At 68.1% G+C, this 22,543-nt stretch carries 15 protein-coding genes and 3 rRNA genes; 4 read left to right on the top strand and 14 right to left on the bottom strand.

Going from position 1 to position 22,543, the window contains the following annotated elements; translation table 11 throughout:
• Positions 1-56: 56 nt before the first annotated feature.
• The 8 genes from iolD to CLV46_RS02870 all read right to left on the bottom strand — a co-directional run bounded on the left by iolD (position 57) and on the right by CLV46_RS02870 (position 9,936).
• Positions 57-1,958 carry a 3D-(3,5/4)-trihydroxycyclohexane-1,2-dione acylhydrolase (decyclizing) gene (gene iolD, locus CLV46_RS02905; RefSeq protein ID WP_100365853.1) on the bottom strand — a complete coding sequence of 634 codons (1,902 nt, stop codon included), beginning with the start codon at positions 1,956-1,958 and terminating at the stop codon, positions 57-59.
• Between the two features lie 14 nt (positions 1,959-1,972).
• Complete coding sequence (gene iolB / locus CLV46_RS02900) at positions 1,973-2,857, bottom strand: 5-deoxy-glucuronate isomerase (RefSeq protein ID WP_100363395.1); 885 nt, start codon at positions 2,855-2,857, stop codon at positions 1,973-1,975.
• Between the two features lie 46 nt (positions 2,858-2,903).
• Complete coding sequence (locus tag CLV46_RS02895; RefSeq protein ID WP_100363394.1) at positions 2,904-4,436, bottom strand: CoA-acylating methylmalonate-semialdehyde dehydrogenase; 1,533 nt, start codon at positions 4,434-4,436, stop codon at positions 2,904-2,906.
• Positions 4,437-4,446: 10 nt separating this feature from the next.
• Positions 4,447-5,349, bottom strand: coding sequence for a Cgl0159 family (beta/alpha)8-fold protein (locus CLV46_RS02890; RefSeq protein ID WP_100363393.1), 903 nt, complete (start codon positions 5,347-5,349; stop codon positions 4,447-4,449).
• Positions 5,342-6,313: a 5-dehydro-2-deoxygluconokinase gene (gene iolC / locus CLV46_RS02885; protein ID WP_100363392.1), complete on the bottom strand. Its 972-nt coding sequence runs from the start codon at positions 6,311-6,313 to the stop codon at positions 5,342-5,344. The genes CLV46_RS02890 and iolC overlap by 8 nt, the downstream gene beginning before the upstream one ends.
• Before the next feature lie 144 nt (positions 6,314-6,457).
• Positions 6,458-8,170 (bottom strand): DNA repair protein RecN, encoded by a 1,713-nt coding sequence (gene recN / locus CLV46_RS02880; RefSeq protein ID WP_100363391.1) that lies wholly within the window; start codon positions 8,168-8,170, stop codon positions 6,458-6,460.
• Positions 8,167-9,096: an NAD kinase gene (locus CLV46_RS02875; protein WP_100363390.1), complete on the bottom strand. Its 930-nt coding sequence runs from the start codon at positions 9,094-9,096 to the stop codon at positions 8,167-8,169. Before CLV46_RS02875 ends, recN begins: the two co-directional genes overlap by 4 nt.
• 30 nt (positions 9,097-9,126) lie before the next feature.
• Entirely contained in the window at positions 9,127-9,936 is an 810-nt protein-coding gene (locus CLV46_RS02870; RefSeq protein ID WP_100363389.1) for a TlyA family RNA methyltransferase, read from the bottom strand.
• A gap of 111 nt (positions 9,937-10,047) precedes the next feature.
• Between CLV46_RS02870 and CLV46_RS02865 the strand changes: the two genes are divergently transcribed.
• Genes CLV46_RS02865 through CLV46_RS02850 form a run of 4 tightly spaced genes read left to right on the top strand, consistent with a single transcriptional unit; the run spans position 10,048 to position 13,962 of the window.
• Positions 10,048-11,094, top strand: a complete 1,047-nt coding sequence (locus CLV46_RS02865) for an iron-siderophore ABC transporter substrate-binding protein (protein ID WP_100363388.1) — start codon at positions 10,048-10,050, stop codon at positions 11,092-11,094.
• Positions 11,091-12,143, top strand: a complete 1,053-nt coding sequence (locus CLV46_RS02860; protein WP_100363387.1) for a FecCD family ABC transporter permease — start codon at positions 11,091-11,093, stop codon at positions 12,141-12,143. Before CLV46_RS02865 ends, CLV46_RS02860 begins: the two co-directional genes overlap by 4 nt.
• Positions 12,140-13,156 carry an iron chelate uptake ABC transporter family permease subunit gene (locus CLV46_RS02855; protein ID WP_100363386.1) on the top strand — a complete coding sequence of 339 codons (1,017 nt, stop codon included), beginning with the start codon at positions 12,140-12,142 and terminating at the stop codon, positions 13,154-13,156. The genes CLV46_RS02860 and CLV46_RS02855 overlap by 4 nt, the downstream gene beginning before the upstream one ends.
• A complete protein-coding gene (locus CLV46_RS02850; protein ID WP_211282134.1) occupies positions 13,153-13,962 on the top strand; it encodes an ABC transporter ATP-binding protein in 810 nt (269 codons plus the stop codon). The genes CLV46_RS02855 and CLV46_RS02850 overlap by 4 nt, the downstream gene beginning before the upstream one ends.
• A gap of 13 nt (positions 13,963-13,975) precedes the next feature.
• Here CLV46_RS02850 and CLV46_RS16765 read toward each other — a convergent pair whose 3' ends face one another.
• The 6 genes from CLV46_RS16765 to CLV46_RS02820 all read right to left on the bottom strand — a co-directional run bounded on the left by CLV46_RS16765 (position 13,976) and on the right by CLV46_RS02820 (position 22,388).
• Positions 13,976-14,143, bottom strand: coding sequence for a hypothetical protein (locus CLV46_RS16765; RefSeq protein ID WP_170028515.1), 168 nt, complete (start codon positions 14,141-14,143; stop codon positions 13,976-13,978).
• Positions 14,144-14,145: 2 nt separating this feature from the next.
• Positions 14,146-15,162, bottom strand: a complete 1,017-nt coding sequence (locus CLV46_RS02845) for an HAD-IIA family hydrolase (protein ID WP_100363384.1) — start codon at positions 15,160-15,162, stop codon at positions 14,146-14,148.
• On the bottom strand, positions 15,143-16,123 hold the full coding sequence (locus tag CLV46_RS02840; RefSeq protein ID WP_211282133.1) for a hypothetical protein: 981 nt from the start codon (positions 16,121-16,123) through the stop codon (positions 15,143-15,145). Before CLV46_RS02840 ends, CLV46_RS02845 begins: the two co-directional genes overlap by 20 nt.
• Positions 16,124-17,111: 988 nt before the next feature.
• Positions 17,112-17,228 (bottom strand): 5S ribosomal RNA (gene rrf / locus CLV46_RS02830).
• 102 nt (positions 17,229-17,330) lie between these two features.
• Positions 17,331-20,444, bottom strand: a 23S ribosomal RNA gene (locus CLV46_RS02825).
• Positions 20,445-20,867: 423 nt separating this feature from the next.
• A 16S ribosomal RNA gene (locus tag CLV46_RS02820) occupies positions 20,868-22,388 on the bottom strand.
• Together the 16S, 23S and 5S rRNA genes form the textbook arrangement of a ribosomal RNA operon.
• Positions 22,389-22,543 lie beyond the last annotated feature (155 nt).

The raw sequence follows: 22,543 nt of genomic DNA, 5'->3' as shown, positions 1-22,543 counted from the left end.
GCGTGGAAGATCGGCACGGTGAAGGCGGCGGCCCCTCGGGCCACCGCCATCGCCGTTCAGCCGAGTAGCGGACGCTGCTTCGTGCGCTCGCGCTCGTAGACGGCCCGGGCCTCGATCGTGCTCTCGAGCGTGGACTGCGCGGCCACCGGCACGTCCCACCACCCCTCGCCGTCGGGCCCGTACACGAGCGGGTCCGCGTCGACGTGGATGAGCGTCGTCGTCGACGACGCCTTCGCCGTGCGCACCGCGTCGTGCAGGCGCTGCGCCACATCGGGACCCGGTCGCACCTCGATCACGTCCACGCCGTACGAACGGGCGTTCGCGGCGAGATCGACGGGCAGGTACCGATCCTCGGCGAAGTCGAGCGTCGCCGGATCCTGCGAGCGGTACTTCGTGCCGAAGCGGTCGGAGCCCACGGTCTCGGAGAGATGACCGATGGACGCGAATCCGTGATTCTGCACCAGCACGACGACGATCTTCATCCCCTCGGCGACCGCGGTCACGAGCTCGGTGTGCAGCATGAGGTAGGAGCCGTCGCCGACGAGCACGAGCACATCCCGATCGGGCGCCGCACGCCGCACGCCGAGCCCTCCGGCGATCTCGTAGCCCATGGTCGAGAAGGCGTACTCGACGTGGTAGCCGAGCGGATCGCGCACCCGCCACAGCTTGTGCAGGTCGCCGGGCAGCGAGCCCGCCGCCTGCACGAGCACGTCGGTCGGGTCGCTCGCGGCGTTCACGGCGCCGATGATCTCGGGCTGTCCGGGCAGCTCGGCTCCGGTCGGTGCGAGCGCGCGGTCGACGACGGCGTCCCACGCCGCCTTCTCCTCGGCGATGCGGCGCGCGTACCCGGGTGCGACGTTCCAGCCCCGCAGCTCCGCGGCGAGGGCCTCGAGGGTGCGGCGCGCGTCGGCCACCACGGGGAGTTGCGTCCCGTGCTTGTAGGCGTCGAACGAGCCGACGTTGACGTTCACGAAGCGCACCCCCGGCTTCTGGAATGCGCTGCGGCTGGCCGTCGTGAAGTCGCTGTACCGGGTTCCGATGCCGATGACGACGTCGGCGTCCGCCGCGATGCGGTTCGACGCGGTGCTTCCGGTCGCCCCGACACCGCCGAGGTACTGCGGATGGGCGGAGGACAGCGAGCCGACGCCCGCCTGCGTGGCTCCCACGGGGATGCCCGTGGCCTCGACGAACGAGCGCAGCGCGTCCTCCGCGCCCGAGTAGAGCACGCCCCCGCCGGCGACGATGAACGGAGCCTCGGCGCCGCGGATCGCCGCGACCGCCCGCGCGAGCTCGCCCGGCTCCGGCACGGGCCGGCGGATGTGCCACTCCCGCGGCGCGAGGAACTCGACGGGCACCTCGATCGACTCCGCCTGCACGTCCTCCGGCAGCGCGATGGTAACCGCACCGGTCTCGGCCGGGTCGGTGAGCACGCGCATCGCCGAGAGCGCGATCGAGAAGAGCTGCTCGGGGCGCTGCACGCGGTCGAAGAACCGCGACACCGGACGGAACGCGTCGGTCACCTGGATGCCGGGGTCGTGGGGGTGCTCGAGCTGCTGCAGCACGGGGTCGGCGACGCGGGTCGCGAAGGTGTCGGACGGCAACAGCAGCACCGGCAGCCGGTTGGCGGTGGCGAGCGCCGCTCCCGTCAGCATGTTCGCCGCGCCGGGTCCGACGGAGGCCGCGGCGGCGAAGGTCGCCCGCCGCCGCCGCATGCGGGCGTAGCCGACCGCCTGGTGCACCATCGCCTGCTCGTTGCGCGCCTGGTGATAGGGCATCAGCCCGGGCTGCTCGACGTGCAGCTGCAGGAGCGCCTGTCCGAGCCCGGCGACGTTGCCGTGGCCGAAGATCCCGAACGTGCCGGCGATGGTGCGTTCCCGCACGTCGCCGTCGACGGTCCACTGGTTGGCGAGGAACGTCATGAGCGCCTGCGCGACGGTCATGGTGCGGGTCTGCGGCATCCGCTCGTCGGCTGTCATCGTGTGCGCTCCTTCGCGAGATACGGCAGTCGGGGGTCGGGCTCCTGGCCGGCCCAGGTGTCCCGGATCCAGCCGTGGGCGGGATCGTCGGTGATACGCCAGGCGCGCTCGGCACCGGGGCCCGCCATCACGTTGAGGTAGTAGAGGTCGTACCCGGGCGCTGCGACGGCGGGACCGTGATAGCCGTAGGGCACGAGGGCGATGTCGCCGGTGCCGACCCGTGCGCTCGTGTCGATCGCGCGGTCGTCGGAGGCGTAGGTGGCGAACATGCCGAAGGGCGACGGATGCGCCGGGGCCGCCACGCCGCGGGAGACCGCGGCCTCGAAGTAGTAGATCTCCTCGAGCTCGGACTCGGTCGCGCCGGCGCGGTCGTGGCGATGGGCCGGGTACGAGGACCAGTTCTCGGCCGGGGTGACGACCTCGCACACGATGAGCTTCTGCGCCTCGAGCGCTCCCGGAACCCCGAAGTTGTGCACCTGGCGCGTCGACCGACCGGCACCGCGGATCTCGACGGGCACGTCGTCGCGCACGATCAGGGCGGGCGGAAGCGCGACCGTCGCGAGCGCCTCGGCGATCGCCACCCGGCCCTCACCCTCGAGACGTGCCGCGGTGCCGAGCCCGAGGTAGAGCACGTCGGTCGGTCCGTCGAACACGGACTCGCGGCCGCCCAGGTCCCACCGCTCGTCGTCGCCGATCACCGACACCGCGCCGGAGAGCGGCACGATCATCCGCTCCACCGGCGCGGAGGGGAGGTCGACGCCACCCCGCAGCTCGGCGATGCGCAGACCGGTGTGCGCCCATCCCGGGATCCGGTCGTCCACGACGCTCTCCCACGGGCCGCTCGTGAGCGTGCCGCGGGGGTACAGCCATTCGTTGGTCATGTCGTCCTCACGGGAAGGCGCCGCCGTCACCGGCGTGCGCCGCGGGTCAGTTCTGCGGGAAGCCGAGGTCGACGCCGCCGTGCGACGGGTCGAGCCATCGGGCGGTGACCGCCTTCTGCTGGGTGAAGAACTTGACGCCCTCTGCGCCGTGCGCCTTCGTGTCCCCGAAGAGCGACTGACGCCATCCGCCGAACGAGAAGGTCGCCACCGGCACCGGGATCGGCACGTTGACGCCGATCATGCCGACCTCGACCTCGTGCTGGAAGCGCCGGGCGGCGCCGCCGTCGTTCGTGAAGATCGCGGTGCCGTTGCCGAAGGCCCCCGAGTTGATGAGGGCGACGCCCTCCTCGTACGAGGACACCCGGACGATCGCGAGCACGGGGCCGAAGATCTCCTCGCTGTACACCCGCGACGACGTCGACACCCGGTCGATGAGCGTCGGGCCGAGCCAGAAGCCGTTCGGGTCGCCGTCGGGCTGCACGTCGCGACCGTCGACGACGACCTCGGCTCCATCGGCGATCGCGATGTCGATGTAGGACGCGACCTTGTCGCGGTGCTGCTTCGTGACGAGCGGTCCCATGTCGCACGAGCGGCGACCGTCGCCGGTGCGCAACCCGGCCATGCGCTCGCGCACCTTCGCGACGAGCTCGTCGGCCACCGGCTCGACCGCGACGACGACCGAGATCGCCATGCAGCGCTCGCCCGCGGAGCCGAAGCCCGCGTTCACCGCGGAGTCGGCGACGAGGTCGAGGTCGGCGTCGGGGAGCACGAGCATGTGGTTCTTCGCCCCACCGAGCGCCTGGACGCGCTTGCCGTGCTTCGCGGCGGTCTCGTAGATGTACTGGGCGATCGGCGTCGATCCGACGAACGAGATCGAGCGCACGTCGGGGTGCGTGAGCAGACCGTCCACGGCGGTCTTGTCGCCGTGCAGCACGTTGAAGACACCGTCCGGCAGACCGGCCTCCTGCAGCAGACGCCCGATCCAGATCGCCGCCGACGGGTCCTTCTCGCTCGGCTTGAGGATGACCGTGTTGCCCGCGGCGATCGCGATCGGGAAGAACCACATCGGCACCATGGCGGGGAAGTTGAACGGCGAGATGATGCCGACGACGCCGAGCGGCTGCCGGATCGAGTAGACGTCGACGCCGGTGGAGACCTGCTCCGAGAACTCCCCCTTCAAGTGGTGGGCGAGTCCGGTGGCGAACTCGACGACCTCCTGTCCGCGGGTGATCTCGCCGAGCGCGTCGGAGAGCACCTTGCCGTGCTCGCTCGTGATGATCTCGGCGAGTTCGCCCTTGCGGGCGTCGAGCAGTTCGCGGAAGCGGAACATGATGGACTGGCGACGGGCGAGCGACAGGTCGCGCCATGCGGGATACGCCGCCGACGCCGCGGCGACGGCCGCATCGATGTCCGCCTGCTCGGCGAAGGCCACGCGCTTGGTCACGACGCCGAGGGCGGGGTCGTAGACCTCGCCGCTGCGCTCGCCCGATCCTGCGGTCACGGCGCCCGCGATCCAGTGCGGTACCGAGGGGAGCCCGTCGGCGGCGGGGGCTTCGGCCTCGGCCGATGTCGTGGTCATGTTCTCTCCTTCAACTTCTTCGAGGATGCGGCACGACCGCACCGGCATGCACCAGTGCGGCGGCGGTGTCGACGGCTCCGACGACGTCGTCGTCTTCGGGGTAGAGCAGGGTGCGACCGACGACGAGTCCGCGCACGCCGGGAAGCGCGAGGGCCTGCTCCCACGACGCGAAGGTCTCATCCTGGCCGGATACGGGGTCGCCGCCGAGCAGGAGCGTCGGCATGGTCGAGGCCTCGGCCACGCGTTCCATGCCGGGCACGACCGGCACCTTCAGCCAGGTGTACGCCGACGAGTTGCCGAGTCCCGCGGCGATCGCGATGGACTTGACGACCGCCTCGGTCGTCAGGTCGTTGCAGATGCGTCCGTCCTCCCACCGGCTCATGAACGGTTCGAGGATGATCGGCAACCCCGCGTCGGCGGCCCGGCTCACCGCGGCCGCAGCCGACTCGAGCGTGGTCGCGGTGCCGGAGTCGTCGAGGTTGATGCGCAGCAGGAGCTTCGCGGCGTCGATGCCGTCCCGGGTCATCGCCGGCACGTCGTAGGCGGTGAAGCGGTCGTCCATCTCGAAGGAGGCGCCCTGCAGTCCGCCGCGGTTCATCGAGCCCACGACGATCTTGTCGGAGAGCACCCCGAGCAGCGCGAGGTCGTCGATGATGTCGGGCGTGCCGAGCACGCCGTCGACGCCCGGTCGCTCGAGCGCGACCGCGAGCCGCTCGAGCAGGTCGACCCGGTCCGCCATGGCGGCGGGGCGCCGCCCGACTCCGAGAGCCCCGCGCGCGGGATGGTCGGCCGCCACGATGAAGAGCCGCCCGTCGCCGGTCAGCAGCGGGCGCCGCCGGCGGGCGCGCAGCGCCTCGGCGATGCGTTCCGGCTCCTCCGCGCGGATCCTCCGCAGGTCGTCGACGTCAGACATCTGCGGCCGCCCGTGCGAGAAGCCCGTCGACCTCGGCCGGGTCCGGCATCGCCGTGGAGCACTCGCGCCGTCCGGCGACGATCGCGCCGGCCGCATTCGCTCGGCGCATGATGCGCTCGAGTCCCTCTCCGGCCAGCAGCCCGTGACACAGCGCGCCGCCGAAGGCGTCACCGGCGCCGAGGCCGTTGACGACGTCGACCGCGAACGGAGCGACCTCGACACGTTCGTCGCGGGTCTTCGCGAGCACGCCCTTGGGGCCCTGCTTCACGACGGCGAGCTCGACCCCGCGCTCGAGGAGCGCGTCGGCGGCCCGCTCGGGATCGGTCTCCCCCACCGCGATCTCGCATTCCTCGCGATTGCCCACGGCGACGGTGACGTGCTCGAGCGCGAGGCCCACCTGCGCGCGCGCCTCGTCGGCGCTCGCCCAGAACATGGGCCGGTAGTCGAGATCGAGCACCGTGTGACGGCGTCGTCCCCTCGCCTCCCACGCCGCGAAGTGCGTGGAACGGCTGGGTTCCCGGCTGAGCCCGGTGACGGTCGACCAGTAGAGGCCCGCCTCGCGCACGGCGTCGAGATCGAGATCCTCCGCCGGCACCGTGAGGTCGGGCGCGATCGGGTCGCGGTAGAAGTAGAGCGGGAAGTCGTCGGGCGGGAAGATCTCGCAGAACGTGATGGGCGTGTTGAGCGAGGGCTCGACGCCGAGGTAGCGGTCGGAGACGCGGAGCCGCGTCAGTTCGCGCCGCAGGTACCTGCCGAAGGGGTCGTCGCCCGTGCGCGAGATGAGCGCCACCGAGCGGCCGTAGCGGGCCGCGGCGACCGACACGTTGGCGGCGGACCCGCCGAGGTACTTGCCGAAGGAGGAGACGTCTTCGAGACCCACTCCGTCTTGCAGCGGGTAGAGGTCGACGCCGAGACGACCGATGGCGAGGACGTCGAGGTGGTCGACGACGGGCGGTGAACTCAAGGCGGACGATCCTCTTCGATCGGCGGTGGAGGGCTTTGTACTTACAAACTATGACCCTAGGGCTGGATCCGCGTTTCGGCAAATGGTGCGCGGAAGTGCGCCGTGGTGTACCCCGTTCGCCGGGCGCGCAGAAGCGGCGACGCGTCAGGCGGCGGTGGACCGCGCGAGGTCCAGCAGCTCGCGGGCGTGGGCGAGGCCGCTCTCCGAGTCGGGCAACCCGCTCAGCAGGCGCGCCATCTCGGCGGCGCGTTCGTCGCCGGTGAGCTGCTGCACGCTCGAGGTGGTCACGCTCCCGTCGCCGTCCTTCACCACACGCAGGTGGTTCGTCGCGAACGCGGCGACCTGCGCGAGGTGGGTGACGACGATCACCTGCGCGTTCGCGGCGAGGCGGGCGAGCCGTCGGCCGATCTCGATCGCGCTCGCTCCGCCGACGCCGGCGTCGACCTCGTCGAACACGAAGGTCGGCACGGGGTCGTCGGCCGCGACGACCACCTCGATCGCGAGCATGACGCGCGACAGCTCCCCGCCCGACGCGCCCCGCCCGAGCGGCCGAGGTTCGGCGCCCGGATGCGGCTGCAGCAGGATCGCGACGTCGTCCTTGCCCGTTGCGCCGTGGTCGGCGCGATCGGTGACGGTCACGCTCAGCCGGGCATCCGGCATCGCGAGCGCCCCGAGTTCGGCGGTGACGCGTTCCGCCAAGCGCTCCGCGGCATCCCGCCGCAGCGCGCTCACCCGTTCGCCGAGCTCGATCACGCGGGCGTGCTCCGCCTCGACCCCGGTGCGCAGCGTCTCGATGCGCTCCTCGTCGGTGTCGAGCTCGAGCAGCCGGCCGCTCCCGCTGTCGAGTCGGTCGATGACGTCGTCGAGGGAGTCGCCGTACTTGCGCACGAGGGAGGCGAGCTCTGCCCGCCGCTCCTGCACGATCTCGAGTTCGCGCCCGGAGTCCGTGTCGAGCCCCGCGAGGTAGCCGGCGAGATCGGTGGAGATCTCAGCCACCTGGAACGACACCGCGGCGAGCGCCTCGGCGAGCGGCTGCAGTTGCGCGTCGTGTGCGCTCACCCGGTCGACCGCGCGCCGCGCGGCGTCGATGAGCGTCGACACGTCGGGGGTGTCGTCGAGAGCCTGCGACGACAGGTACTCGTGCGCCTGCGCGGCGGCGAGCCGGAGGTCCTCGAGGTTGCTGAGCCGTTCGGCGCGGGCGGCGAGCTCGTCGTCCTCGCCGCGCTGAGGCGCCACGCGTTCGATCTCCTCGAGGGCGGCGCGCAGCTCCTCCGCTTCGCGGGCCCGGTCGTCTCGCTCCGCCTCGAGCACGTCGAGTTCGCCGCGCAGCGACTGCCAGCGCGTGAACGCATCGCGGTACGCGGCGAGCGCCGCCGCCAGCTCGGCGCCCCCGAACCGGTCGAGGGCCTCGCGCTGAGCGGTCGAGGAGCGCAGGCGCACCTGATCCGACTGCCCGTGCACGACCACGAGGCGTTCCCCGAGTTCGGCGAGCACGCCGACGGGGCTCGTGCGTCCGCCGACCGTGGCGCGGCTGCGTCCCTCGCTCGAGACGGAGCGCGCGAGGATGAGCTCGGCGCCCGCGTTCCCGGCGTCGTCGAGCTGCCCGCCGGCGTCGCGCACGCGTTCGGCGACCGGACCGTCCGGGGGGACGATCCAGCGCCCCTCGACGACGGCGCCGTCGCTGCCCGAACGCACGGATGCGGCGTCGGCGCGCGCGCCGAGCAGCAGGCCGAGCGCGGTCACGACCATCGTCTTGCCCGCACCGGTCTCGCCGGTGAGGGCGGTGAATCCGGGACCGAGCGGCAGGGTCGCACGACCGATGACGCCGAGATCGCGGATGTCGATCTCCTCGATCACGGACGCATCCCCTCGTCGCCGACGGGACCGCGCCACCCGGCGACCGGGAGGGAGAACTTGCCGACCAGCCGGTCGGTGAAGGGGCCGGGCCGCAATCGGGCGAGGCGCACCGGGGTGGGTGAGCGTCGCACGACGACGCGAGCGCCCGGCGGGAGGTCGTGGGTGCGCCGACCGTCGCACCAGAGCACGCCGGTGCCCTGATTGCGGTGCACGACCTCGACGGCGAGCGACGAGTCGGGACCGACGACGAGGGGCCGCGCGAAGAGGGCGTGCGCGGAGAGCGGCACGAGCACCATGGCCTCGAGACTCGGCCAGACGACCGGTCCGCCGGCGGAGAACGAGTAGGCGGTCGACCCGGTGGGGGTCGCCATGACGACGCCGTCGCAGCCGAAGCTCGAGAGCGGTCGCCCGTCGACCTCGATGACGACCTCGAGCATCCGCTCGCGGCTCGCCTTCTCGACGGTCGCCTCGTTGAGGGCCCAGGTCTCGTAGACGACCTCGGCGTCGACCTTGACCCGCACCCAGAGTGTCATGCGCTCCTCGACGAGGTAGTCGCGGTCGAGCGCGCGGGCGAGCGTCGCCTCGAGGTCGTCGCGCTCGCTCTCGGCGAGGAAGCCGACGTGACCGAGGTTGACGCCGAGAAGCGGCACGGACGAGCCGCGGGTCAGTTCCGCGGCGCGCAGGATCGTGCCGTCGCCGCCGAGCACGATCGCGAGTTCGAGGTCACCCGCGGACGCGTCGCGACCGAAGACGGCGGTCGCCGACAGCGCCGGGTCGGCGGCGACGAGGTCGTCGCGGTCGGACTCGGGCACCACGACCCCGACGCCCGCGTCGAGCAGCCGGCGGCACGTCTCGGCGCCCGCGCGCAGGGAGTCCTCCCGGCCGGTGTGCGCGACGACGAGGATGCGCCGGTCGTCCGAACCCATCGGCACTCCTTCGTCGGTCGAGCTTCGTCGTCAGTCGAGCGCAGCGATCTGCGACTCCCATTCTGTCGGATCGATGCCGTGAGTCGCCGAGAGCCGCACGAGGTACTCGTGATTGCCCGCTCCGCCCGGGAGTGGGGAGGACATGAGGCCCGCGGTGGGCAGCCCCAGATCGAAGGCGGCCCAGACGACGTCGCGCACCGCATCCAGTCGCAGATCGCGGTCGCGCACGATCCCCTCGCGCACGTTGCCGCGGCCGACCTCGAACTGCGGCTTGATCAACATGACGTACTCCGCGTCGGTGCCGACCGTCGCCGCGAGCGCGGGGAGCACCTGGGTGAGCGAGATGAAGGAGAGGTCGCCGACGACGAGGTCGACCTCTGCGTCCTCCCCCGCGAATCCGCGCAACTGCTCGGCGGTGAGGTGGCGTGCGTTCACCCCTTCGAGTACGAGCACCCGGTCGTCGCCCGCGATGCTCGGATGGAGCTGGCCGTGACCGACGTCGAGGGCGACGACGTGCCGGGCACCGCGTTCGAGCAGCACTTGCGTGAACCCGCCGGTCGAGGCGCCGACGTCGAGAGCACGGCTCCCGCGAGGGTCGACCCCGAAGCCGTCGAGTGCGGCGATGAGCTTGTGCGCGGCGCGGCTGACGTAGTGGTCGGATGCGGCGACCTCGACGGCGGCGGATCGCGCGACCCGCAGGGAGGGCTTGAGGGCGGGCCGCCCGTCGACCGAGACGAGGCCGTCGGCGATGAGGCGGGCGGCGTGGGTGCGGCTCCGCGCCGATCCGAGTTCCGCGAGCAGGGCGTCGAGTCGCACGAGCGACGCGTCATCCGGGGCCATCCGTTCACGGTACCTGTGCGACGACCGCCTCGAATGGCGCGCATCGGCGCGGTTAGGTTAGCCTTACCTAGCGAATCGGACCGACCGGGTCCGATCGAACGAGAGGCCCCCGTGAGATCCGCCCGCCGCGCCATCCTGTCCACCGCCGCCCTGCTCGGCGCCGCCGCCCTGCTCGCCGGCTGTGCGAGCGGCCCCACCGGCGGGGCCGACGACGCGGCCTCCGCGGGCGAGGGATTCCCCGTCCGGATCGAGAACAGCTTCGGCACGACCGAGATCCCGGCGAAGCCGGAACGCGTCGCGAGCATCGCGTGGGGCAATCACGATGTCGCGATCGCCCTCGGCGTCGTGCCGGTCGGCATGGCCTTCTCGACCTACGCGGACGACAACGGCGACGGCGTGCTTCCGTGGACGTACGACGCGCTCGAGGAGCTCGGCGCGGTCGGCGACGACCTGCCCGTGCTCTTCGACGAGGTCGACGGCATCGACTTCGAGGCGGTGGCCGAGACCGAGCCCGACCTGGTGCTCGGCGCGTTCTCCGGTCTCACCGAGGAGGACTACGACACGCTCAGCGAGATCGCGCCGACCGTGTCGTGGCCGACCGCTCCGTTCGGCACCGATTGGCGGGAGACGACCCTCATCGATGCGGAGGCCCTCGGACTCGAGGACGAGGCGCAGGCGAAGATCGATGAGGTCGACGCGCTCATCGACGACACGATGGCGCAGTACCCGGACGTCGTCGGCAAGACCGTCGCCTACACCTGGATGGACCCGAGCGACACGAGCCAGTTCTACGTGTACACGCCGCTCGATTCGCGGGCGGCCTTCATGACCGACCTCGGCATGGAGCACGCCCCGAGCGTCGTGGAGCTCGGCTCCGAGGACGAGTCCGCGTTCTTCGTGACGCTGAGCGCCGAGAACGCCGACGTGCTGGCCGACGCCGACATCATCGTGAGCTACGGCGACGCCGACACCCTCACGACGCTGCAGGCCGACCCGCTCATCGGCGCCATCCCGGCCATCCAGCGCGGCTCCGTCGTGATGATCGACGACAGCACCTCGCTCGCCTCTGCCACCTCGTCGCCCACCGTGCTCTCGATCCCCTGGGCGATCGAGGACTACGCCGCGGCGTTCGGCGACGCGGCCGCGAAGGTGCAGTGACACCCACTCCGTCGACCACGCCGGCCGCCCCCGTCACGGGGCGGCCGGCGTCGCGTCGACGGCGCCTGCTCGCCGGCGTCGCCGTGGGTGCGGGACTGCTCGTCGTCGCGTGCGCGCTCTCGCTCGTCTTGGGCTCGCGCACTGTCAGCCTCGACGAGGTGCTCGGCGGGCTCACGGACCCGGATGCGACCGGGTTCGGTGAGGCGGCCGTCGCGACCCGCGTGCCCCGCACGGTGCTCGCCGTGCTCGTCGGCGCGGCACTCGGTCTCGCCGGCGCCATCATGCAGGGTCTCACCCGCAACCCGCTGGCCGACCCGGGCATCCTCGGCGTCAACCTGGGCAGTGCCCTCGCGGTCGTCATCGGGATCGCGGTGTTCGGCATCGCATCGGTGCAGGAGTACGTCTGGTTCGCCTTCGCCGGCGCCGCCGCCGCATCCGTGCTCGTCTACGCGATCGGGTCGATCGGGCGTGAGGGCGCCACCCCGCTCAAGCTCGCCCTCGCCGGGGCGGCCATCTCCGCCGCGCTGTCGTCGTTCGTGAGCGCCGTGCTGCTCACCCGCACCGACGTGTTCGACGTGTTCCGGTTCTGGCAGGTGGGCGGCGTCGGCGGCGCCGACTTCGGCGAGATGACGCACGTGCTGCCGTTCGTCGGCGCCGGCGCGGTGCTCGCCGTGCTGAGCATTCGCAGCCTGGATCTGCTCTCGCTCGGCGACGACCTCGCTCGCGGACTCGGCGGACGGGTCGGGCTCGCCCGCGCCGGGTCCGGGCTCGCGATCGTGCTGTTGTGCGGGGCGGCGACGGCCATCGCCGGGCCCATCGGGTTCGTCGGCCTCGTCGTGCCGCACGCGGCACGGTTCTTCACCGGGCCCGCACACCGCTGGCTGTTGCCGTATTCGGCCCTGTTCGGCGCCGTGCTGCTCGTCGCGGCGGATGTGGTGGGTCGCGTCATCAGCCGCCCCAGCGACATCCAGGTCGGCATCATGACCGCCGTGATCGGCGCGCCCGTCTTCATCTGGCTCATCCGGCGTTCGAAGGTGCGGGAGCTGTGAGCGTGATCGCGGCCGGTCGGGTGCGGCGGCGCCGCCGCTCGCTCGTCGTCGCCGTCGCGCTCGCCGTCGTCATCGTCGCGCTGTTCCTGCTCACCTTGAGCGTCGGCAGGTCGATCACGCCGCTCGGCGAGGTTCTCGCCGTCATCACGGGTCAGGACGTGCCCGGTGCGTCGTTCACCGTCGGCCGGCTGCGGTTGCCGCGCGCGGTGACCGCGGTGCTCGTCGGACTCGCGCTCGGGCTGTCGGGGTCCCTGTTCCAGACGATGCTGCGCAACCCGCTCGCGAGCCCCGACATCATCGGCATCAGCTACGGGTCGAGCGCCGCCGCGGTGGTCGCGATCGCGCTGCTCGGCCTGGGCGGACCGATCGTGTCGGTCATCGCCGTCGTGAGCGGACTCGCCGTCGCGTTCGCGGTGTACCTGCTGTCGTACCGGGGCGGCATCCTCGGCTCGCGGCTCGTGCTCATCGGGATCGCCGTCGGCATGATGCTGCTCGCCGTCATCGACTGGGTGCTCACCCGCGCCGACGTGTACAAGGCGAACGAGGCGCTGCGCTGGCTCACCGGCAGCCTCAACAGCTCATTCTGGGACGACGTGTATCCGCTCGCGGTCGCGGTCGCCGTGCTGGTCCCCGCCGCGCTGGTGCTCGGGCGCCGGCTCGAGGTGCTGCAGCTCGGCGACGACAGCTCCACCGCGCTGGGCGTGCCTGCGGACGGCACGCGGTTGTTCATCCTGATCGTCGCGGTGGGCCTCACCTCGGTCGCCACGGCGGCCGCGGGGCCGGTCGCGTTCGTCGCATTCCTCAGCGGCCCCATCGCGGCCCGGCTCGTGCCCGGACGGCTGCCTCTCGTGCCCGCCGCCCTCGTGGGGGCGGCGCTCGTGCTCGCCGCTGACTTCGTCGGGGACCGGCTGCTGCCGATCTCGCTGCCGGTCGGCGTGATCACCGGCGCGGTCGGTGCGCCCTATCTGCTCTGGCTGCTGGCCCGCTCGAATCGGAAAGGAGGGCGGTTGTGACCGTCCCCGCGCATGCCCTCGAACTGAGCGACGTCACGCTCGCCTACGACGATCGCACCGTCGTGCACGAGCTCAGCCTCGCCCTGCCCCGCGGCGGGGTGAGCGTGGTCGTCGGCGCGAACGCGTGCGGCAAGTCGACGCTGCTGCGCGCCATGGCCCGCCTGCTCGCCCCCCGCGAGGGCACGGTGCTGCTCGACGGCCGGGCGATCGCCGAGCTGTCGACGCGCGATGTCGCCCGGATGCTCGGACTCCTGCCGCAGACGCCGGTGGCGCCCGACGGCATCGCGGTCGCCGATCTCGTGGGCCGCGGACGATATCCGCATCAGGGATGGTTCCGCCGCTGGAGCGCGGAGGACGACGCCGCGGTCGCGAGCGCGCTCGCGGCGACGGACACGCTCGAACTCGCCGATCGGCCGGTCGACGAGTTGTCCGGCGGTCAGCGGCAGCGGGTGTGGATCGCGATGGCGCTCGCGCAGCAGACGGATGTGCTGCTGCTCGACGAGCCCACGACCTTCCTCGACGTGACCCACCAGATCGAGGTGCTCGACCTGCTCACCGACCTCAACCGGGAGCGCGGCACGACGATCGTCATGGTGCTGCATGACCTCAACCTCGCGGCGCGCTATGCGACGCACCTCGTGGCGATGCGCGACGGGCGACTGCACTCGCACGGCGCACCGCAGGACGTCGTGACCGAGCAGATGGTGCTCGAGGTGTTCGGGATGCGCTCGCGGGTCATCGTCGACCCGGTCGCGGGCACTCCGCTCGTGCTGCCGATCGGCCGGCACCACGCCGACGAGCGCTGAAGGGGCTCGGAGCTCAGCGGGCGGGCTGGTCCGGCCCGTCGAGCTCGGCGCGCAGCTCCGCATAGAGCTGGCCGAACGCCTCCGCCCGGGTCTCGAGGGGCTGGTCCTCGATCACGCGCAGGCGCGAGACGAGACCGTCGTGGTCGGACTCATCGCTTCGCGGCTCGTGCTCGTCGGACATGCTCACGAATATAGCTCCGGCGGCACGACGAGCCCGTAGATCGCGAGTCCGGAACGCCAGATCGCCGCGGACCCGGCGCGCAACAGGTCGATCCCGGTACCGCGTTCGACCTCGAGCACGTTGGCGGTGCGGCGCACGACGGCCTTTCCGACCGTGGTGACCGCCCCATCCGGGGTCTCCTGATGCTCGACCGTGGGATACGGCTCGTGCAGTTGGCGCAGGTCCTCGAGCAGGTACGTGGGACGCGAATCGGCGTTGGCGGCGAGCACCTGCTTCGCCTGGTCGATCCCGGTCAGCACGAGCACCGAGTCGATGCCGGCCCGGTTCGCGCCGAGGATGTCGGTGTCGAGCCGGTCGCCGATGAACAGCGGATGCTCGGCGCCGAACCGAGCGCGGGCCTCCTCGAAGATGGCGACCTCCGGCTTACCGGCGACGGTGGGCAGTCGACCGACCGCCGTATGCACGGCGGACACGAGGGTGCCGTTGCCGGGCGCGGTGCCGCGGGCGACGGGGATCGTCCAGTCGGTGTTGGTCGCGACCCAGGGGATCTCGGGTTCGCGCTTCTGCAGCGCGAACGCCGCTTCGGCGAGCTGCGTCCATCCGACCTCGGGGGCGAAACCCTGCACGACGGCATCGGGTCGGTCGTCGGCGGATCGGGTCACCCGGAATCCGGCGCGGTCGAGCTCGTGCGTCAGGCCGTCGCCGCCCACGACGAGCACGAGGGACCCGGGCTCGACGAGCTGCTGGAGCAGACGCATGGCCGCCTGCGGCGAGGTGACGACCTCGTCGGGCGCGACGCGCAGGCCGAGCTCGGTGAGGTGCTCGGCCACGGAGGCGTCGGTGCGCGAGGCGTTGTTGGTGATGTACCCGACGCGGCGGTCGCGGGCGACCCGGTTGAGGCTGTCGACCGCGTGCGGGATCGCGTTCGGTCCCTTGTAGACGACGCCGTCGAGGTCGGCGAGCACCACGTCGACGCCGTCGAGCGGGGTCGACCCGTTCCTACGCCTGAACAGGGCCACGCGAGCCGTCCTCCTCGTCGTCTGCGGCTTCAGCGGTCTGCGGCTCGGCGTGCCCGGGCGAGGCGTCATCGGACCGCATCAACTCGGGTCCGTCCTCTTCGTCGTCGGTGATGGGCGAGCCGGGCCAGTCCTCTTCGCCGTGCGCTTCGTCGATGGGGTCGTCGTCATCCCCGTCGCCGTCGTCTTCGTCGTCGTCGTCCGCGGCGTCGTCATCCGCGGCGTCGTCATCCGCGGCGTCGAGCGGGATGCCGTCCAGATCGGAGTCGTCGAGCTCGACGTCCTCCTCCACGACCTCGATGACGTCGCCGTCGGGGTCGAGCTCCGCGAGCGCCTGGGCGGCGCGGTCGGCGAGGCGACCCCAGCGCTCGGCGTCCTCCGTGCGTCCGAGCTCGTCGAGCACCGTCGCGTACGAGTCGAACAGCGCGGGACTGTACGGGTAGGCGGTGGTGGGGTCGAGCTGCGGGATCTCGAGTTCCGCGAGAGCCGCCTCGGGCTGGCCCAGGTCGAGTCTCGCGCCGGACATGGCGATCGCGAGTTCCACCTGCACGGCCGGCGGCAGTGTCGAGCGGTCGACCGAACGTCCGAGTTCGAGGGCACGGTCCGGTCGTCCGAGACCGCGTTCGCTGTCCACCATCATCGGCAGCTGGTCGTTGCTGCCCGAGATCCGGCGGTAGGTGCGCAACTCGCGGAGGGCGAGGGCGAAGTCCCCGAGCCCGTAGGCGGTGATCGCGAGCGTCTCGCGCACGACGCCGATGCGTCCGGCCCGCCGCGCGGCCGAGACCGCGTGGCGGTGCGCGAGCTCCGGGTCGTCCTCGATGAGCCGGGCGACCATCACGAGGTGGCGGGCGACGTCGTCCGCGTTCTCCTTGCTGAGGGTCTTCAGCTCCGCGCGCGCGGCGCGCTCGAGCTGGTTCGGCTTCACATCCTCGGGCAGCTCCGGATCGTCATGACGCGGACGCACCGATCGCGTATCGAATTCGGGGCGCTCGCGTTCCACTCCACCGCGGTCGGGTCGACCGCGTTCGGGCGCCCGGAAGCCTCCGCGGCCCTCACCGGAGCGGGGCCCGTCGCGGAACGGACGGCGTTCGCCGTCTCCCCGAGGAGCGGAGGAGCGGTCCCGGTACGAGCCACCCTCCCGCGGAGCAGAGTTGCGGTCCCGGTACGAACCACCCTCCCGCGGAGCAGAGTTGCGATCGCGGTACGAGCCGGCGCCGTCACGGGGACCGGACGGACGCCCACGGTATGACTCGCCCTCGCGGCGGGACGCTCCGCCCCGACGGTCGTCGCTTCCGCGGCGGTCTCCCTCGCGGTACGGCCGATCGCCACCGGTCTTGGGATGACGCTGATCGCCGGATCGTGCACGGTCGCCGCCCTGGCTGCGCGGACGGTCGTCACCTTCGCGGCGCGGACGCGCGTCACCGCCGCGTTGCGGGCGGGCGTCACCATCTCGACGCGGACGCGCGTCACCATCACGACGCGGACGCGCTTCTCCATCACGACGCGGACGCGCTTCTCCATCGCGACGCGGACGGGCGTCACCATCTCGACGCGGACGTGCGTCTCCCTCCCGGCGCGGGCGCGCGTCACCATCGCGACGCGGACGGGCGGCGCCGCCACGTTCGGCCGACTTGTCGTCCCGGTCACGGCGGGGACGGTCGTCCCGATCACGACGGGGCCGATCATCGCGGTCGCCACGAGCGGCGGAGCGATCGGCATCGCCGGCGCCCGGACGGAACGGGCCGGCGCCTCGGTCGTTCGGTGCGCCACGACGCGGGGCGCGGTTGTCCGGCGTCGACGAGCGCGGCTTGTTGCTGCGCGGCTTGCCGCCGGGCGTGCGCCCGGGCTCAGAGGTATCCGACACGGTGCTCTCCTCGATCGGCTGCCTGCGCAGCGTAAGTCCTTAAACGAGAAAATGGCCACCCAGCTATGGGTGGCCATTTCTCGAAGAAGTCCGGCGGTGTCCTACTCTCCCACAAGGTCACCCTTGCAGTACCATCGGCGCAGAAGGTCTTAGCTTCCGGGTTCGGAATGTGACCGGGCGTTTCCCCTTCGCTATGGCCGCCGAAACACTATTGATTTATAGTCTGCGGCACTCGATTGAGTGCAGCGGTTCCCGACCGTAAATCGAGAACCACAAAGTGGACGCGAGCAGCAACAGAAAACATGTTGTTGTCAAGTTATCGGCTTATTAGTACCGGTCAGCTCCATGGGTCTTTAGTCCCCACTTCCACATCCGGCCTATCAACGCAGTCGTCTGGCTGCGAGCCTCTCCCCCTAAGGGATGGAAATCTCATCTTGAAGACGGCTTCCCGCTTAGATGCTTTCAGCGGTTATCCGGTCCGAACGTAGCTAATCAGCGGTGCTCCTGGCGGAACAACTGACACACCAGAGGTTCGTCCATCCCGGTCCTCTCGTACTAGGGATAGATCTTCTCAAATTTCCTACGCGCGCAGCGGATAGGGACCGAACTGTCTCACGACGTTCTAAACCCAGCTCGCGTACCGCTTTAATGGGCGAACAGCCCAACCCTTGGGACCTACTCCAGCCCCAGGATGCGACGAGCCGACATCGAGGTGCCAAACCATGCCGTCGATATGGACTCTTGGGCAAGATCAGCCTGTTATCCCCGAGGTACCTTTTATCCGTTGAGCGACAGCGCTTCCACAAGCCACTGCCGGATCACTAGTCCCGACTTTCGTCCCTGCTCGACCTGTCAGTCTCACAGTCAAGCTCCCTTGTGCACTTACACTCGACACCTGATTGCCAACCAGGTTGAGGGAACCTTTGGGCGCCTCCGTTACTTTTTGGGAGGCAACCGCCCCAGTTAAACTACCCACCAGGCACTGTCCCTGAACCGGATTACGGTTCGAAGTTAGATATCCAGAGTGACCAGAGTGGTATTTCAACAACGACTCCACGAACACTAGCGTGCCCGCTTCATAGTCTCCCACCTATCCTACACAAGCCACACCGAACACCAATACCAAGCTGTAGTAAAGGTCACGGGGTCTTTCCGTCCTGCTGCGCGTAACGAGCATCTTTACTCGTAGTGCAATTTCGCCGAGTTCGCGGTTGAGACAGCTGGGAAGTCGTTACGCCATTCGTGCAGGTCGGAACTTACCCGACAAGGAATTTCGCTACCTTAGGATGGTTATAGTTACCACCGCCGTTTACTGGGGCTTAAATTCTGAGCTTCGCTTGCGCTAACCCTTCCTCTTAACCTTCCAGCACCGGGCAGGCGTCAGTCCGTATACATCGTCTTGCGACTTGGCACGGACCTGTGTTTTTAGTAAACAGTCGCTTCCCACTGGTCTCTGCGGCCGTACAGCGCTCGGGAAGCAAGTTCCGTCACGCCTCAGGCCCCCCTTCTCCCGAAGTTACGGGGGCATTTTGCCGAGTTCCTTAACCACGATTCTCTCGATCTCCTTGGTATTCTCTACCTGACCACCTGAGTCGGTTTGGGGTACGGGCGGCTAGAACCTCGCGTCGATGCTTTTCTCGGCAGCATAGGATCACTGATTTCCCCCGTGAGGGGTACGCATCGGATCTCAGGCTATGTGAGAGACGGATTTGCCTATCTCTCGCCCTACGTCCTTACACCGGGACAACCATCGCCCGGCTCAGCTACCTTCCTGCGTCACACCTGTTAATACGCTAGCCGCACCAGCATGGGGTCGAGTGCTAGCCCCAAGACATAGCCCCGAAGGGATCCGTCAAGGGATTCGGACTCTTAGCACTACTGGATTAGCTTGGGCGGTTCTTCGCCGGTACGGGAATATCAACCCGTTGTCCATCGACTACGCCTGTCGGCCTCGCCTTAGGTCCCGACTTACCCAGGGAAGATTAGCTTGACCCTGGAACCCTTGGTCTTTCGGAGGACATGTTTCTCACATGTCTTTCGCTACTCATGCCTGCATTCTCACTCGTGTGGCGTCCACGGCTGGATCACTCCGCCGCTTCACTCGCCACACGACGCTCTCCTACCACTCCATACGGCTGAACCACGAAGGCTAACCTAAAGTATGAAATCTACGACTTCGGCGGTGTGCTTGAGCCCCGTTACATTGTCGGCGCGGAATCACTTGACCAGTGAGCTATTACGCACTCTTTCAAGGGTGGCTGCTTCTAAGCCAACCTCCTGGTTGTCTGTGCAACTCCACATCCTTTCCCACTTAGCACACGCTTAGGGGCCTTAGTCGGTAGTCTGGGTTGTTTCCCTCTCGACGATGAAGCTTATCCCCCACCGTCTCACTGCTGCGCTCTCACTTACCGGCATTCGGAGTTTGGCTGACGTCAGTAACCTTTTGGGGCCCATCGGCCATCCAGTAGCTCTACCTCCGGCAAGAAACACGCAACGCTGCACCTAAATGCATTTCGGAGAGAACCAGCTATCACGAAGTTTGATTGGCCTTTCACCCCTATCCACAGCTCATCCCCTCCATTTTCAACTGAAGTGGGTTCGGTCCTCCACGACGTCTTACCGTCGCTTCAACCTGGCCATGGATAGATCACTTCGCTTCGGGTCTAGGACATGCGACTGGATCGCCCTATTCGGACTCGCTTTCGCTACGGCTACCCCACACGGGTTAACCTCGCCACATATCGCTAACTCGCAGGCTCATTCTTCAAAAGGCACGCTGTCACCCCTACTAAGGAGGCTCCAACGGTTTGTAAGCAAACGGTTTCAGGTACTATTTCACTCCCCTCCCGGGGTACTTTTCACCTTTCCCTCACGGTACTTGTCCGCTATCGGTCATCTGGGAGTATTTAGGCTTACCAGGTGGTCCTGGCAGATTCACACGGGATTTCTCGGGCCCCGTGCTACTTGGGATCCTCTCCACCGCTGCGCGACATTTCGACTACGGGACTGGCACCCTCTGTGGTCGGCCTTTCAATGCCGTTCGTCTATATCGCGCATGTCAATGTGAACTTCGGCAGAAGTTCGTGAGAGTCCCACAACCCCGATCATGCAACGCCTGCCGGCTATCACACATGATCGGTTTGGCCTGTTCCGGTTTCGCTCGCCACTACTAACGGAATCGCGGTTGCTTTCTCTTCCTGTGGGTACTGAGATGTTTCACTTCCCCACGTTCCCTCTACCCGCCCTATATATTCAGGCGGGAGTCACTAGGTCGTGCAAGCACGCCCAGCGGGGTTTCCCCATTCGGAAATCCTCGGATCAAAGTTCGTTTATCAACTCCCCGAGGCTTATCGCAGATTACTACGTCCTTCTTCGGCTCCAGATGCCAAGGCATCCACCGTTTGCTCTTAGAAACTTGACTACATGAGTTCTGAATCGATCGCCGGCCCGAAGGCCGGAGATAGACCAATGATCTAAATAAATCAGATCATCTAGTAGACCGAACATGGCTCCCGAAGGTGCTCACGCTCGAATCTAAGATGCTCGCGTCCACTGTGTAGTTCTCAAAATACGGGCGGTACTCCGTTCCGCCGGCGATCCCGCCGGTCGGTTCGAAGTCCAGAGGTTGGTTCCCGCTCGACGAGCGGTGCCCGGTCCCTCAGGACCCAACAGCGTGCATGTCCCGGTCATTCCGACTGGATCCGTTCCAACCTCCGAAGAGGCGTACTGGGATCTGGTCGGTCCGATCGAGACCAAAGTCAATGTTCCACCCATGAGCTGACCAGCTGAGAACGTTCGTCTCAGGTCTGGCTCTGGACACCCGAGGGTGTCAGATGCTCCTTAGAAAGGAGGTGATCCAGCCGCACCTTCCGGTACGGCTACCTTGTTACGACTTAGTCCTAATCACCGATCCCACCTTCGACGGCTCCCTCCAAAAGGTTGGGCCACCGGCTTCGGGTGTTACCGACTTTCATGACTTGACGGGCGGTGTGTACAAGGCCCGGGAACGTATTCACCGTGGCGTTGCTGATCCACGATTACTAGCGACTCCGACTTCATGAGGTCGAGTTGCAGACCTCAATCCGAACTGAGACCGGCTTTTTGGGATTCGCTCCACCTTACGGTATTGCAGCCCTTTGTACCGGCCATTGTAGCATGCGTGAAGCCCAAGACATAAGGGGCATGATGATTTGACGTCATCCCCACCTTCCTCCGAGTTGACCCCGGCAGTCTCCTATGAGTTCCCACCATTACGTGCTGGCAACATAGAACGAGGGTTGCGCTCGTTGCGGGACTTAACCCAACATCTCACGACACGAGCTGACGACAACCATGCACCACCTGTATACCGACCTTGCGGGGCGACTGTTTCCAGCCGTTTCCGGTATATGTCAAGCCTTGGTAAGGTTCTTCGCGTTGCATCGAATTAATCCGCATGCTCCGCCGCTTGTGCGGGCCCCCGTCAATTCCTTTGAGTTTTAGCCTTGCGGCCGTACTCCCCAGGCGGGGAACTTAATGCGTTAGCTGCGACACAGAAACCGTGGAATGGTCCCTACATCTAGTTCCCAACGTTTACGGCGTGGACTACCAGGGTATCTAATCCTGTTCGCTCCCCACGCTTTCGCTCCTCAGCGTCAGTTACGGCCCAGAGATCTGCCTTCGCCATCGGTGTTCCTCCTGATATCTGCGCATTCCACCGCTACACCAGGAATTCCAATCTCCCCTACCGCACTCTAGTCTGCCCGTACCCACTGCAGGCCCGAGGTTGAGCCTCGGGTTTTCACAGCAGACGCGACAAACCGCCTACGAGCTCTTTACGCCCAATAATTCCGGACAACGCTTGCACCCTACGTATTACCGCGGCTGCTGGCACGTAGTTAGCCGGTGCTTTTTCTGCAGGTACCGTCACTTTCGCTTCTTCCCTGCTAAAAGAGGTTTACAACCCGAAGGCCGTCATCCCTCACGCGGCGTTGCTGCATCAGGCTTGCGCCCATTGTGCAATATTCCCCACTGCTGCCTCCCGTAGGAGTCTGGGCCGTGTCTCAGTCCCAGTGTGGCCGGTCACCCTCTCAGGCCGGCTACCCGTCGTCGCCTTGGTGGGCCGTTACCTCACCAACTAGCTGATAGGCCGCGAGCTCATCCCTCACCGAAGTTCTTTCCACGCGCAGAAGATGCCTTCGCGCGTCGTATCCGGTATTAGACGCCGTTTCCAGCGCTTATCCCAGAGTGAGGGGCAGATTGCTCACGTGTTACTCACCCGTTCGCCACTGATCCAGAGGAGCAAGCTCCTCTTTCACCGTTCGACTTGCATGTGTTAAGCACGCCGCCAGCGTTCGTCCTGAGCCAGGATCAAACTCTCCGTAAATGTTTGATTGCACGACCACCGAAGTGGCCGGCACATCTGTGCGACGACTGGGTCGGAATTGACCTGGGCCGTCGCGAGTTTGTCTGACTAAAAGACTGTCTACTGACAATCTGTCTAATCCAAAGGAATCTCTATGACTGACCGGAGTCAGTCAA

The organism is Diaminobutyricimonas aerilata (genome assembly GCF_002797715.1).
Taxonomy (GTDB): domain Bacteria; phylum Actinomycetota; class Actinomycetes; order Actinomycetales; family Microbacteriaceae; genus Diaminobutyricimonas; species Diaminobutyricimonas aerilata.
Note: the sequence above shows the minus strand (reverse complement) of the source record. Positions and strands in the feature narration are given on the sequence as shown.